Annotated in this window: 11 protein-coding genes; 8 read left to right on the top strand and 3 right to left on the bottom strand. The window is 72.7% G+C overall.

Annotated features, from left to right (window positions below):
• Nucleotide 1 precedes the first annotated feature (1 nt).
• Genes VK611_16280 through VK611_16300 form a run of 5 tightly spaced genes read left to right on the top strand, consistent with a single transcriptional unit; the run spans nucleotide 2 to nucleotide 6,243 of the window.
• Complete coding sequence (locus VK611_16280; protein ID HMG42891.1) at nucleotides 2-1,411, top strand: amidohydrolase family protein; 1,410 nt, start codon at nucleotides 2-4, stop codon at nucleotides 1,409-1,411.
• Nucleotides 1,408-2,685, top strand: coding sequence for an amidohydrolase family protein (locus VK611_16285; GenBank protein ID HMG42892.1), 1,278 nt, complete (start codon nucleotides 1,408-1,410; stop codon nucleotides 2,683-2,685). Before VK611_16280 ends, VK611_16285 begins: the two co-directional genes overlap by 4 nt.
• The gene (locus VK611_16290) at nucleotides 2,682-4,337 is read left to right on the top strand and encodes an amidohydrolase family protein (GenBank protein HMG42893.1); all 1,656 of its coding nucleotides are present in this window, start codon (nucleotides 2,682-2,684) and stop codon (nucleotides 4,335-4,337) included. Before VK611_16285 ends, VK611_16290 begins: the two co-directional genes overlap by 4 nt.
• 5 nt (nucleotides 4,338-4,342) lie before the next feature.
• The gene (locus VK611_16295) at nucleotides 4,343-5,368 is read left to right on the top strand and encodes an LLM class flavin-dependent oxidoreductase (protein HMG42894.1); all 1,026 of its coding nucleotides are present in this window, start codon (nucleotides 4,343-4,345) and stop codon (nucleotides 5,366-5,368) included.
• On the top strand, nucleotides 5,365-6,243 hold the full coding sequence (locus tag VK611_16300; protein HMG42895.1) for an LLM class flavin-dependent oxidoreductase: 879 nt from the start codon (nucleotides 5,365-5,367) through the stop codon (nucleotides 6,241-6,243). The genes VK611_16295 and VK611_16300 overlap by 4 nt, the downstream gene beginning before the upstream one ends.
• 6 nt (nucleotides 6,244-6,249) lie before the next feature.
• Here VK611_16300 and VK611_16305 read toward each other — a convergent pair whose 3' ends face one another.
• Genes VK611_16305 through VK611_16315 form a run of 3 tightly spaced genes read right to left on the bottom strand, consistent with a single transcriptional unit; the run spans nucleotide 6,250 to nucleotide 9,912 of the window.
• Nucleotides 6,250-7,023, bottom strand: a complete 774-nt coding sequence (locus VK611_16305) for an enoyl-CoA hydratase/isomerase family protein (GenBank protein ID HMG42896.1) — start codon at nucleotides 7,021-7,023, stop codon at nucleotides 6,250-6,252.
• A gap of 11 nt (nucleotides 7,024-7,034) precedes the next feature.
• The gene (locus VK611_16310) at nucleotides 7,035-8,273 is read right to left on the bottom strand and encodes a cytochrome P450 (protein ID HMG42897.1); all 1,239 of its coding nucleotides are present in this window, start codon (nucleotides 8,271-8,273) and stop codon (nucleotides 7,035-7,037) included.
• A gap of 55 nt (nucleotides 8,274-8,328) precedes the next feature.
• Complete coding sequence (locus VK611_16315; GenBank protein HMG42898.1) at nucleotides 8,329-9,912, bottom strand: tannase/feruloyl esterase family alpha/beta hydrolase; 1,584 nt, start codon at nucleotides 9,910-9,912, stop codon at nucleotides 8,329-8,331.
• A 154-nt stretch (nucleotides 9,913-10,066) separates the two neighbouring features.
• Between VK611_16315 and VK611_16320 the strand changes: the two genes are divergently transcribed.
• The 3 genes from VK611_16320 to VK611_16330 form a co-directional block, all read left to right on the top strand.
• Nucleotides 10,067-11,191 (top strand): Gfo/Idh/MocA family oxidoreductase, encoded by a 1,125-nt coding sequence (locus VK611_16320; GenBank protein HMG42899.1) that lies wholly within the window; start codon nucleotides 10,067-10,069, stop codon nucleotides 11,189-11,191.
• A complete protein-coding gene (locus VK611_16325; protein ID HMG42900.1) occupies nucleotides 11,188-12,390 on the top strand; it encodes an OB-fold domain-containing protein in 1,203 nt (400 codons plus the stop codon). The genes VK611_16320 and VK611_16325 overlap by 4 nt, the downstream gene beginning before the upstream one ends.
• On the top strand, nucleotides 12,387-13,385 hold a 999-nt coding region (locus VK611_16330), incomplete at its 3' end, for a hypothetical protein (GenBank protein HMG42901.1). The genes VK611_16325 and VK611_16330, both read left to right, overlap by 4 nt.

Raw genomic sequence — 13,385 nt, forward strand, 5'->3', positions numbered from 1 at the left:
CGTGAGCACCCCGACCGACACCGTCGCGCGGGTCAGGGCACAGCTCGACCACCCGGTGATCGATGCCGACGGGCACCTGATCGAGTTCGTCCCCCTGGTCGAGGAGCTGGCCCACGAGGTCGGCGGCGGCGACCTCGTCGACGGCTTCCGCCGCTGGCTGGCGCCCCCGACCGGTCCCCTGCGCTCGCGGCCCCGGCCGGGCAAGCGGGTCTTCTACTCGTTCCCCGGCGAGGCCCTCGACCGGGCCACCGCGACCGTCCCTCACCTGCTGTACGACCGGCTCGACGAGATCGGCATCGACTTCAGCATGCTGTACCCGACGGTGGGCCTCGGCGTGCTCGCCCTCCCCGACGCCGACCTGCGGGCGGGCCTGGCCCGGGCCCTCAACGCCTACTACGCGACGGTGACCGAGGGCCTGCGGGACCGCCTCGAACCCGTCGCCGTCATCCCGCTCGTGCACCCCACCGAGGCGCTCGAGCTCCTCGAGCACGCCGTGGTCGACCTCGGCTTCCGGGCCTTCGTGACCAGCGCGATCGTCCACCGCACCGAGCTGCGGACGGACGGATCGACGGCCCAGTGGATCGACACCGTCGGCCACGAGAGCGCGTACGACTACGACCCGTTCTGGCGGCGCTGCGTCGAGCTCCGCGTCGCCCCGAGCTTCCACATGGTCGGCTACGGCTGGGGCACGCGCACGTCCCGGACGAACTACGTCTACAACCACCTGGGCAACTTCGCGGCCGGCCAGGAGCCGGCCTGCCGATCGATCGTCATGGGCGGGGTCGCGGCGCGGTTCCCCGAGCTCAGCTTCTCGTTCCTCGAAGGGGGCGTCGCCTGGGCGTGCCAGCTGTTCGCCGATCTCGTCGGGCACTACGGGAAGCGCAACCGCGACGCCATCGGGTCGCTCGATCCGGGCGGGGTCGACCTCGACCGGTTCGACGACCTCTTCCGGCGCCATGCCCGGGGCCGCCTGGCCGCGCACCGGCTCGGGCGCGACGGGGTGCTCTTCGGGCGGGGAGCGGTCGCGGAGGACCCCGCCAGCATCGACGACTTCGCCGAAGCGCGGATCACCGGGATCGACGACATCGTGCGCATGTTCACCACGCAGTTCAGCTTCGGCTGCGAGGCCGACGACCCGCTGAACCGGCTGGCGTTCGACCGGGGGCTGAACCCGGGGCACACGCAGCTGCGGGCCATGTTCGCCTCCGACATCGGGCACTGGGACGTGCCCGACATGCGCGGCGTGCTCCCCGAGGCCTACGAGGCGGTCGACGAGGGCGTGCTGTCGGCGGAGGACTTCCGCAAGTTCACCTACGAGAACGCCTGGCGCACCCTGACCGCCGTCCGCCCCGACTTCTTCGCGCCGACGGCCATCGCCGGCGCGGCCGCGCCCCTGGAGGCCGTCCGATGAAGGTCCTCGGCAAGGGTGCGACCCCGGGCCGGCGGCAGGAGCGGGGCGCGGTGACGTTGCTGCCCCGCCCGGCGGCCCGGCCGGTGTTCTGCCCGGTCATCTCCGTCGACGACCACCTCGTGGAGCCGCCGACGCTGTTCGAGGGCCGGTTGCCCGCCCGGCTGCGCGACGCCGCCCCGCGCGTCGTCACCGACGACGACGGCCTGCCGCGGTGGCTGGTCGACGGTGAGCGGCTGCCGATCGGCATGCCCAACGCGCTCGTCGGCCGACCGATGGAGGAGTGGAACGTGGCCCCGGCGCGCTTCGACGAGTTCCTCCCGGGCGTCACCGATCCCCACGAGCGCGTCGCCGACATGGAGGTTGCCGGCATCTGGGCGTCGCTGCCCTTCCCGTCGATGGTGTGGGGCTTCGCGGGGTCCCGGTTCGCGGCGATGACCGACCGCGAGCTGGGCCTGGCGTGCCTCCGGGCCTACAACGACTGGCTGCTCGAGGAGTGGTGCGGGGCGGCCCCCGACCGGTTCATCCCCTGCCAGGTGGCCTGGCTGGCCGACCCCGACGGCGCCGCGGCGGAGGTGCGCCGCAACGCCGAGCGGGGCTTCCGAGCGGTCAGCTTCAGCGAGAACCCGGAGGGGCAGGGCATGCCCTCGATCCACAGCGGAGCGTGGGACCCCTTCTTCGCCGCCTGCGAGGAGACGGGCACGGTGGTCAACCTGCACGTCGGGTCGCGCGGCGCCATCACGACGGGCTCGACCGATTCGCCGGTCGAGGTGACCGTGGCCCTGTTCCCCGTCAGCGGCATCGTGGCGCTGACCGACTGGATCTTCTCCCGCGTGCCGCTGCGGTTCCCCGGGATCAAGGTCGCGCTGTCCGAGGGCGGTGCCTCGTGGGTCCCCATGGTCGTCGAGCGCCTGCGGCGCGCCTACCGTCAGGCGTCCGCATCCACCCACTGGAGCGCCGCCGACCCCGACCCGGTCGACGTGATGCACCGGAACTTCTCCTTCACCTCGATCGAGGACCCGACCGCGTTCCAGCACCTCGACGTGATCGGGGCCGGCAACGTGATGGTCGAGGTCGACTACCCGCACGGCGACAGCTCGTGGCCCGACACCCAGGCCCTGCTGGCGGCGCAGCTCGCCCACCTGCCGCCCGACGACGTCGCGCGGGTGTGCTTCGCCAACGCCGCGGCCCTCTACCATCACCCGGCACCCCCGCCGGACCGGATCGAGCGCTCGGAGATCGGCCCGGCCCTGACCGCAGCGGGCCCCGGCCGATGAGCCTCGACGTCGTCATCCGCGGCGGGCTGGTCGTCGACGGCAGCGGCGCAGGGGCGGCGGCGGCCGACGTCGGCATCCACGCCGGGCGCATCACCGCGGTCGGCGATGTTCCCGACCAGGGCGCGACCGAGGTCGATGCCCACGGGCTCGTGGTGGCCCCCGGGTTCGTCGACATCCACACCCACTACGACGCCCAGGTCCTGTGGGACCCCCTCCTCACGCCTTCGTGCTTCCACGGCATCACGACGGTGGTCGCGGGCAACTGCGGCTTCGGCATCGCTCCGGCCCGCCCGGGGCACCGGGGCCTGCTGGCCCGGACGCTCGAGCACGTCGAGGGCATGAGCCTCGAGGCCCTGGAAGCGGGCATCGCCTGGGAGTTCGAGAGCTTCGCCGGCTACCTGGACGCCGTCGACCGGCGCGGGGTCGCCCTGAACTTCGCGGCCTACGCGGGCCACACCCCGCTGCGGATCTGGGTCATGGGCGCCGACGCCTACGAGCGGGAGGCGACGGCGGCGGAGATCGCCCGGATGGCGCAGGCGCTCGCCGAAGCCATGGACGCCGGCGCCGCCGGGTTCGCCACCAGCCAGTCGCCGGGCCACGTCGGCGACGGCGGGCGGCCGGTGCCGTCGCGCCTGGCGTCGACGGAGGAGCTCCGCGCCCTGCTGGCCCAGGCGGGGGCCGAGCAGCACGGGGTCGTCGGGATCGTTCCGGGCGACCAGCTTCCCCACGCCGAGCTCTACGCCCTCCAGCCCGAGGTCGGTCGCCCGGTGACCTGGACGGCGCTGCTCACCTACCCCGACGGCCGCCAGGAGCGCATGCTCGACATCCACCGGCAGGGGAGCGCCACGGGCGCGGACGTCCGGCCCCAGGTGTCGGTGCGGCCGCTGTCGATGCAGTGTCGCATGGACCGTCCGTTCTTCTTCGACGGCCGGCCGAGCTTCGCCGCCCTCCACCAGCAGGCGCCGGAGGAGCGGATCCGCCGCTACGGCGACCGTGTCTGGCGGGAGCAGGCCCAGGCCGAGCTCGATGCCGGGGTGCCCCGGATCCGGTGGGACTCGTTCGTCGTGGAGGAGACGCGGCAGGCGCACCTGGAGGGCCGGCCGCTCGGCGCGATCGCCGCCGAGCGCGGATCGACGCCTCTCGACGCGCTGCTCGACATCGCCCTCGCCGACGATCTCACCACGCGGGTCCGCTGCGTGATCGCCAACGACGACGTGGCCGGCATCGGTCGGCTGCTCGGCGAGCCCGGGACCGTCGTCGGCCTCTCCGACGCCGGCGCCCATGCCAGCCAGCTGTGCGACGCCGGGTTCTCCTCGGAGCTCCTCGGCACCTTCGTCCGGGAGCGCAACGAGCTGTCGCTCGAAGCGGCCGTCCGCAAGCTGACCGGCGAGCCGGCAGATCTCTTCGGCTTCGGCGATCGCGGCTACCTCCGGCCCGGGTCCGCCGCCGACCTCGTCGTGTTCGACCTCGCCACCATCGGCGTCGGCCCCCTGCGTCGCGTCCACGACCTCCCGGCCGGCGCCGACCGCCTCGTCGCGGACCGGCCGGCCGGCGTGCACGACGTGCTCGTCAACGGCCGCTTCCTGGTGCGCGACGGGTGCCTCGACGTCGACGCCCGTAGTGGGGTCGTCCTGCGGTCGGCCCGGACGTGAGCGGCGTGAGCGGTCCACCGGAGCTGCGCTTCGGCGCCTTCGTCCCCCAGGGCTTCATGCTCGAGCTCGGCGACGTGCCGGTGGCCGACCTCTGGCGGGTCAACGTCGAGCACGCCCGCGCGATCGAGGAGCTCGGGTTGGACGGGCTGTGGGTGAGCGATCACGTCCACAACGCCCCGTGGATCGACCACGGCCGGCCGCCGGGCACGCCGAAGCGCAGCACCCCGGTGCTCGAGTGCTGGTCGCTGCTGGCCGGGCTCAGCCAGCACACCTCGCGGATCAGGCTCGGACAGCTCGCCACGTGCAACTCGTTCCGCCCACCCGCGCTGCTGGCCAAGATCGCCGCGACCGTCGACCACATGAGCGGCGGCCGGATCGACCTGGGTCTCGGCGCCGGCTGGTTCGAGCGGGAGCACCTCGGTTACGGCGTCCCGTTCCCGGGGGCGCGGACTCGCATCGAGATGCTGGGCGAGGCGGTCGAGATCATCCGACTCCTGTGGAGCGAGCCCGAGGTGACCTTCAGCGGTTCGCACTACACGATCGACCGCGGCCGCTGCGACCCGAAGCCGCTGCAGGCCCGGGTGCCGCTCGTCATCGGCGGGTCGGGGCCGACCACGCTCGGCATCGTGGCCGCCCGCGCCGACACCTGGAACTACGTGGGCTCCCTCGACGACCTGCCGGCGACCAAGGCGAAGCTGGAGGCGAGGTGCGACGCCGCCGGCCGGCCCTTCGAGGAGATCAGGATCAGCTGGTTCGAGACGGGCATCGTGATCCGCCGCGACGAAGACGAGGCCCGCCGCATCGTCGAGGACCTGCGCGCCCGCCGCGGCATCCCCGAGTTCCGTTCCTGGCTCTGGGGAACGCCGGCGAAGGTGCAGGACGCCATGGGCGAGTTCGTGGAGCTCGGCGTCAGCGAGCTCGTGCCGCAGTTCGGCGACCACCCCGACACGACCTCGCTCGAGCTGTACGCCACCGAGGTCGTCCCCGGGCTGCGCCCCACGACAACCGCGGAACCCGGGGGCCGACGATGAGGTTCGGCGTCCTGCTGCCCCACATCGTCCCCTACGCCGACCGCGCCACGCTCGAGGCCTGGTGCGCCGGCATCGAGGCCGGACCGTACGACACCGTCGTGGTCGGCGAGCGGCTCGTCTACGACAACCTCGACCACACGGTCAGCCTGACGGCGGCGGCCCTCCTCACGTCGCGGCCCAGCATCCTCTTCGGGCTGAGCGTGATGCCGCTGCACGCCGCCGCAGTGGTCGCCAAGCAGCTGGCGTCCGTCGACGTCCTCTCGCAGGGCCGGCTCCGGGTCGCGGTCGGTGTCGGCGGTCGGCCCGACGACTACGAAGCCGCCGAACGGCCGATGCGGCACCGGCACGCTCGACTCGACGAGCAGGTGGCGGCGCTGCGCCGCACGTGGGCGGAAGCCGCGGCGGGGCCGGGGCGCGGCGTCGGCCCCGCGCCGCTCCAGGCCGGTGGGCCGCCGATCTACTCCAGCGCCCGGGGGCCGAAGTCCCTCGCCCGAGCCGCTCGGTGGGCCGACGGCAACTACGGCGGTTCGATGCCCCTGTCGCCCGAAGCCATCGAGGCCAAGGGGGCCGAGGTCCGCGCCGCGTGGTCCCAGGCGGGCCGGGTCGGGCCCCCGTACCTGATGGACGGCGTGTGGTTCGCGCTCGGGCCCGACAGCGACGAGCTCATCCGCAGTGCCGGCGAGCGCTACTTCGGCGACGTGCCGCTGCGCGCCGACTTCCGCTGGACCCCGGCACTGGCGCCGTGCTCCGGAGAAGCGAAGCTCGAAGCCATGATCCGGGCCTACGAAGCGGCCGGATGGGACGAGCTGATCCTCATCCCCACGAGCCCGGCCCTCGACCAGCTCGACCGCCTCTCGACCTTCCTCCTCCGCTGACCGCGGTCAGCGGTACGTGGGCGGGCGCTTGTCGCCCGAGGGGAGATGCGGCGGCTGGTTGCCGATGTGCGTGTAGGCCAGTGCGTTCTGCAGGCCGACGGTGTGCAGCATGTCCAGCGACTCCCAGATGGCCCGGATGGTGCCCTGGATCGCCTTGGGGTTCCGCGCCGCGATCGAGGTGGCGATCTGCCGCGCCCGGGGGCGTAGGTCGGCGCGGGCCACGACCTCGGTCACGAGACCGAGCCGCAGAGCCGTCTCGGCCGTGATGCGCTCGTCGTTGCCCATCAACGCCCAGCGCAGCACGTCGCCGAGCGGCACTCCCCGCCACAGCATCCCGATCGGCTCGACGGCGGAGACGATGCCCACGTCGGCGTGGGGGTCGAAGAACTCGGCGTCATCCGAGCAGATGACGATGTCCGCCTCGTTGATGAAGTACTGCCCACCGCCGGCGCACAGCCCGTGGACCGCGGCCACGACGGGCTTCCACACCTTGTGGTGGAGCTTCGGCGACAGCATCGTCCCGGGGTCGAAGCTGTTCCACACGTTGTCCTTGAGGAACCACCGACTGCCGCCCTTGACGTCGACACCCGTGGAGAACGCCCGCTCGCCGTTGGCCTGGAGAACGGCGACGTGGATGTCGTCGTCGTCACGAACGGTCGCCCACGCGTCGGCGATGTCCCGGGCCATGGCCTCGTTGAAAGAGTTGAGGGCCTCGGGCCGGTCCAGCGTGATCGTCGCCACGTGGTCCTCGACCTCGAAGCTGACGGCCTCGAGCTCCATCGTCGTCCTCCTCACGGGTGCACGTGGAGGTGCTCGACCGAGCGGAAGAGCGCGTTGGGCGAGTAGGCCAGGGGCCGGCCCGGCACGAGGTGCATCTCGGGCGTGAGCTCGGTCAGCAGCTCGAGGGCGATGCGCAGCTCCATCCGGGCCAGCGGTGCGCCCAGGCAGAAGTGCACGCCCCGGCCGAAGGCGAGGTGCTCGCCGGCGTTGGACCGCCTGACGTCCAACGCGTCGGGCTCGGGGAAGTGCGCCGGGTCGTGGCCCGCGGCGGCGAAGAGCAGGACGAGTCTGGCCCCGGCCGGAACCGGGGTACCGCCGATCTCGGTGTCGACGGCGGCCGTCCGGCGGTGGCCGAGCACCGGACCGTCGAAGCGCAGCGACTCCTCGACCGCGTCGGGGACCAGCGCCGGGTCCTGTACCAGGAGGTCCCACTGGTCGCGGTGGGTGAGGAGGTGGCGCAGAGCGTTGCCCATGGCGTTGGTGGTCGAGTCGTGCCCGGCGAGGGCCATCGAGTACACGATGTTCACGACGTCGTCGCCGGTGACCACATCGGGGTGCTCGTCGTGGTAGCGCAGCAGGTCGCTGGTGAAGTCGTCCCGGCGGGCCGCGTCACGATCGGCGACGAAGTCCTCGGCGTAGCGCCAGAAGGCCGTGACGTTGTGGGCCACCCGGACCTGGTCGTCGGCCGGGAGGCGGCCGTAGGTGAACAGCACCCGGCCCGCCGACCAGGCCTTGACCTGCTCGAAGTCGGACTCGGGGATGCCGAGCAGGCTCAACCCGGCCCACCCGGGGAGCGGGAACGTCAGGGCGGCGACGAGGTCGGCCTCGTCGCCGCCGACGATCGCTTCGACGAGCCCACGGGCGTAGGACCGCACCTCGGGTTCGAGCGCCCGCAGCCGCCGCGGCGACATGCAGGCCAGGACCGCCTTGCGCATGGGCGCGTGCCGGGGCGGGTCGGCGTTGTTGAGCGTCGGCACCCGCTTGTAGCCGTGCTCCCTCAGGACGCGCTGCGCTTCGTCCACCGGTGGCCAGATGGGGGACGAAGCGTTCTCGGCGAGGAACGTGGTGCGGTCCAGCAGGCAGGCCTCGACATCCGCGTAGCGGGTCACGATCCAGTGGTCGAGGTCCCGGTCGTAGAACACGGGTGCCTCGTCCCGCAGCGCGGACAGCTGCGGGTAGGGGTCGACCAGGAAGCCCTGCTCCAACCAACCGACACCCTCGGAGACCGGACACGCTCGGACGCCGTCCACGCGGCCACCGTACCTACGACAGCATTTCGGCCCGGTGTCGGCTCCGCTCGGCCTCTTACGGCTCGGCGCAGGACCAGTTGGCCGCGTCGTTCACGTCGAGGGCGGCAGGGTTGTCGACGCCTCCGGCGAACACCGAGGCCTCGGGGTAGGGGCACAGCCGGAACGACCGGCCGGGTGCGTCGGCGACCAGCGAGTCGGGCGCGTGGCCGTTCTCGACCCAGTCGACGATCGCCGACAGGGCCTGGTCCGGGACGTCGACCGGTCCGGGGCCGCCGCCGCAGTGGAGCAGCCCCGGTACGGGGAACAGGCGGGCGAACGAGTCGACGTCGCCTCGACGACGGATGTCGGCGATCCCGTCGTAGTACTCGATCGTGTCGTTGATGGAGATCGCGTTGTCGGCGACGCCGTGCCAGATCAGCAGCTTGCCGCCGGCCCGCTCGAAGCGCGCCAGGTCGGCGGGATCGGCTTCACCCGAGGCCTGGTACACCCGATCGAACAGCTGGCGCCACTGGCGGACGTAGCCCCGGTCGTCGAAGCGGAACTGGGTGGTGAAGTCGTAGTCCGGCCCGAACAGACCCTTGCTGTAGGTGTCGAACACCGTGAAGCCGGCCGGAGCGGTCGTCGCCGTCCACGGCGGTGGAGTCAGACCGACCAGGAACGACGACCAGCCGATGGGGTTGGCCAGGCTGAACCCCGGATAGCTCGCGCCGGGAGTGTCGAGGCCCCCGAGGACGATGTCGAGCAGCTCCAGCTGGGGCGGCGTGAAGATGCCGAGCGAGGCAGGGTCGAACGAGACCCGGCTGGGGTCCCAGATCAGTCCGTCGTCGGCGCCGTCGGCGTCGTCGAACTGCTCGACGACCGCGGCCTCGAGCTGGGCGAGCTGCTGCGGGGAGACCCAGGTGTCGGGGTTCTCCAACACGAGATCGGCGACCCGGCCGAAGAGCAGGATGTTCTGCGGATCGATGCCCGGTGCACCCAGGATCACGCCGTCGAAGGTGTCCGGGTACGTGCTGGCCTCGGCGTTGCCCATGCGGCCGCCGCCAGAGCAACCGGAGATGTAGCTGAAGAGCTCGTCCTGTCGCCCCGACAGCCCGTAGAACGCCCGGGTGATCCGTTGCGTCGCGACCGCAGAGACGTGGACTCCCCGCTGCCCGTAGTCGAAGGCTTTGGTCCGGTCGATGGCGAACCGCCAGTCGATCCCCGGCGTGGGGCTGCCGCCGTCGGTTCCGGCGACGGCATAGCCCTCGCGCAACTGCGCATCCGGTGGTGGTGGCACGATCCCTGCCGACCCTCCGACACCTACGAAGAAGTACCGCTGCTCGAACCCCTCGGGCAGCGCCACCATGAAGTTGACGTGGTTGGGGTCGGGCCCCGGGCCCTGGGTCACGACGTAGCCATCGACCCGGCAGTACGAGACCGCGGGCGCCGCGGTCGTCATCTCCACCGCCGAGACGATCTCGACCGTCCGGGCATCCCGGGAGATCGGCCGGCCCGCGCGGCGCTGGATCTGCTCGACGTTGCAGTCGAGGCCGGTCCGATGGTGCCGGGGTTGCCCGGCGTCGGCCGCGGTCGCGACGACGACGATCGAAACGAGAGCGGTCGCTGCGAAGAGCGAACGCCGTACCGATGTCCCCCACATTGCACGTCCCCCTCAAGTCGGACGATGCCACCCCTGCCCAACGTACCGAGCACACCATGTCGGCTCGATGTCGGAGATCGGCGTCGACGATGCGGGAGCGCGAACTTGACGGTAGTGTCAGGCGCTGACGTCCGTCGACGTACGAGGGGGAGACATGGACCCGGAGACCGGAACCGGACCGCCCGTCCGCGTCGGGATCGTCGGCGTCGGTTGGGGATCGGTCGTGCAGGTCCCCGCCTTCCGGATGGTCCCGCAGTTCGAGGTCACCGCGCTGTGCTCGCAGCGGGAGGAGCGCGTGACGGCGGCGGGGGAGAAGCTGGGCATCACCGACCTCAGCACCGACTGGCGGACGTTCGTCACCCGTGACGACCTCGACCTCATCTCGGTGTGCACGCCGGTCGACCTCCACCACGAGCAGGCCCTCGCCGCGATCGCGGCCGGCAAGCACGTGCTCGTCGAGAAGCCGGTCGGCATCGACAGCGGCGAGACGCGCAAGATGCTCGACGCCGCCGAGGCGGCTGACGTCCGCCACGCGGTGTGCTTCGAGAACCGCTGGGACCCGGGGCGGCTGCGGATGTGGGAGATGGTGCGCGACGGCCACGTCGGTCGGCCCTACCTGGCCCTGGCCCGCAGCGGCGCCGACTTCTGGCACCCGACCCGGGGCCTGCAGTCGGAGTGGATGTACCGGCGTGCGCACGGCGGCGGGTACCTCATGGGCATGGGTTCGCACGACCTCGACTTCCTGTGCGCCCTGTTCGGCGAGCCCGAAGCGGTGTGCGCCGACGTGCGGACCTCGGTCCCCACCCGCCCCCGGGCCGACGGCAGCACGCTCGAGGTCGACGCCGACGACACGTCGGTCGTGCTGCTGCGGATGCAGAACGGCATGCTCGCCAGCGTGGCGACGACCGCGGTCGCGCTGCAGCAGGACTTCCGGAGCTTCGAGGTGTTCGGCAGCGAGGGCTCGCTGTCGATGGACGGGTCGGTGATGGGGGAGCAGCCGGCCGAGATCCGCTCCGGTGCGGTCGGGCAGGACGACCTCGTGTCGATTCCCGGCAGCGACCGGATGCCGGCCAGCGGGCTGCCGCTCCCGGCTCGGCGCGCCGCCTCGGCGATCCGCTCGCTCGCCCTGCTGCTCGAGGACTGGGCGCCGGCGTTCTCCGCCGGGCCCGACGCCGCGTCGCCCCTGGTTCCCACACTGCACGATGGCCACCGCGTGCAACGGGTCGTCGATGCCGCCCGGCGCAGCAGCGAGGGTGCGGGGTGGGTCCCGGTCTCGTGACCGTGATCCAATCGATCGGCACCTACCTCCCACCGTGGGGCACAACGGCGGCGCGCTGCGCCGGCCACGACGAGGACGTGGTCACGATGGCGGTCGCGGCCGGCCGCCGGGCCATGGGCTCGTCGCCCGCCGGCACGATCCGCTCCGTCGTCCTCGTCAGCCGGGACGTGCCCCTGCTCGAGGGCGGCAACGCGGCGCCACTGCTCGCCGGCCTGGGCGTGGATGCCGCCACCGAGGTGCGCGAGGAGCTCGGCGGCGCTCCGGCCGCGCTGGCAGCCGCGGCGGCGGCGCCGGCAGGCACGCTGGTCATCGGCGCCGACCTGGGACCCGCGGGGGCCGCCGCCCTCCTCCTCGGCGGCGCCCGCGGGGCGGAGCTCACCCTGGCCGGTCGGGTCAGCCGCAGCCTCCCGGTCGTCACCCGCGACGCGCACGGCGAGGTCACCGACTACGCCGACCCCCGGCTGGCGCGAGAGCGGGGCGTCGGCGTGTCCCTCGAACGGGCCGGCCTGGCCGGCAAGGTGGCCGCGGTCGCCGGACTGGGTCACAAGCTCGCAGCACCGCTCAGCGCCGGCGACCCTCCGGCGCTCCCCACGGTCGGCGCCAGCGCCGCCATCTTCGCCCTCGCGGCCGTCGCGGAGCGGGGCGGCGGCCGGATCCTGGCCGTGGAGCAGGCCACGGTTGCCATCGCCGACCTGGCCGGCGGCCCAGCGGTCCCAGCGGTCCCGGTGGCGCGGAACGAGCCGGTGCCGCTGCCGCCTCCGTCGGGCACCGCGACACCCGGGCCCGGCATCGCGATCTCCCTCGCCGCCTACGAGCGGGCCTTCGACGCCAAGCTGCGTCTCGCCGCCGCCCGCTGTGCGGTCTGCGGCTGCCTGTCGTTGCCGCCCCGGTACCGGTGTCTCGGGTGCGGGTCGGAGCAGCCGACCGAGCTGGTCGACCTACCTCGCGACGCCACGGTCTACAGCACCACGACGGTCCACGTCCCGGTCCCCAGCCTGGTCACGCCCTACTCGCTGGCCCTCGTCGATCTGGGTGGCAGCGGCGTCCGGCTCCTCGCCCACGTCACCGGCGCGCCGCCCGGGTCGGTGGCGATCGGCGACGCGGGCGACATGGTCCTCCGCCGGGTGGCCGTCCGGTCCGGCGTGCCCGACTACGGCTACGCGTTCCTGCCCCGCGAGCGCACGGAGGTCGCAGCATGAGGCGCGTCGCGATGGTGGGCGCCGGGATGACGCCGTTCGGCGAGCTCTTCGACCTCGGCGTGAAGGACATGCTCCCGATGGCGGTCAGCGAGGCGATCGCCCACGTCGACAAGGGCTTCGACCGCTCCGACATCCAGGCCGCGTGGTTCGGTGAGCTGGTCACCACCGACGGGTTCGCAGCGGGGATCCTCGCCGACTCCTGTGGCCTGCTCGACATCCCGGTCTCGCGGGTCGAGAACGCCTGCGCCACCGGCAACGACGCCGTGCGTCACGGGATGCTCGCGGTGGCCAGCGGGCTCTACGACGTCGTGCTCGTGGCCGGCGCCGACAAGGTCCGTGAGACCTCGACCCGCACCACCTTCTGGGACTGGATGGGGATGACCCGCGACATGGCGTGGGACTTCCCGCTCGGCCTCGTGGCTCCGGCCAACTTCGCACTGCACGCGGCGCGCTACCTGCACGAGTCGCCGGCCACGCGCGAGCACATGGCGATGGTCGCGGTGAAGAACCACCGGCACGGCGCCTCGAACCCCAAGGCGCAGCTGCGCTTCGAGATCACCGTCGAGCAGGTGCTCGACGCGCCGATGGTGGCCGAGCCGTTCGGCCTGTTCGACTGCACGCCGCAGAGCGACGGCGCGGCGGCCGTGCTGCTGGTCGGCGAGGAGGTCGTCGACCGCTACACCGATCGGCCGGTCTGGGTGCGGGGCGTCGGGCTGGGGGTCGACCGGGTCATGCACCAGCACAAGCCGGACATGACGACGTTCCCGCCCACGGTCAAGGCCGCCAGGCAGGCCTACGCGATGGCCGGCATCGGCCCGGCCGACGTCGACGTCGCCGAGGTGCACGACTGCTTCACCACGGTCGAGCTGATCGACTACGAGGACCTCGGCTTCTGCGATCGGTTCGGCGCCGCCAAGCTGGTCGAGGCCGGGGACACGTCGGTCGGGGGACGCATCCCGGTCAACCCGAGCGGGGGGCTGAAGGCCAAGGGACAC

It is taken from the genome of Acidimicrobiales bacterium, from assembly GCA_035316325.1.
GTDB lineage: Bacteria > Actinomycetota > Acidimicrobiia > Acidimicrobiales > VFJN01 > DASXTK01.

Excerpts from the sequence above, each read along its gene's own strand:
- VK611_16300 (HMG42895.1), top strand. The coding sequence starts at position 5,365 with ATGAGGTTCGGCGTCCTGCTGCCCCACATCGTCCCCTACGCCGACCGC.
- VK611_16305 (HMG42896.1), bottom strand. The coding sequence starts at position 7,023 with ATGGAGCTCGAGGCCGTCAGCTTCGAGGTCGAGGACCACGTGGCGACG.
- VK611_16290 (HMG42893.1), top strand. The coding sequence starts at position 2,682 with ATGAGCCTCGACGTCGTCATCCGCGGCGGGCTGGTCGTCGACGGCAGC.
- VK611_16315 (HMG42898.1), bottom strand. The coding sequence starts at position 9,912 with ATGTGGGGGACATCGGTACGGCGTTCGCTCTTCGCAGCGACCGCTCTC.
- VK611_16320 (HMG42899.1), top strand. The coding sequence starts at position 10,067 with ATGGACCCGGAGACCGGAACCGGACCGCCCGTCCGCGTCGGGATCGTC.
- VK611_16285 (HMG42892.1), top strand. The coding sequence starts at position 1,408 with ATGAAGGTCCTCGGCAAGGGTGCGACCCCGGGCCGGCGGCAGGAGCGG.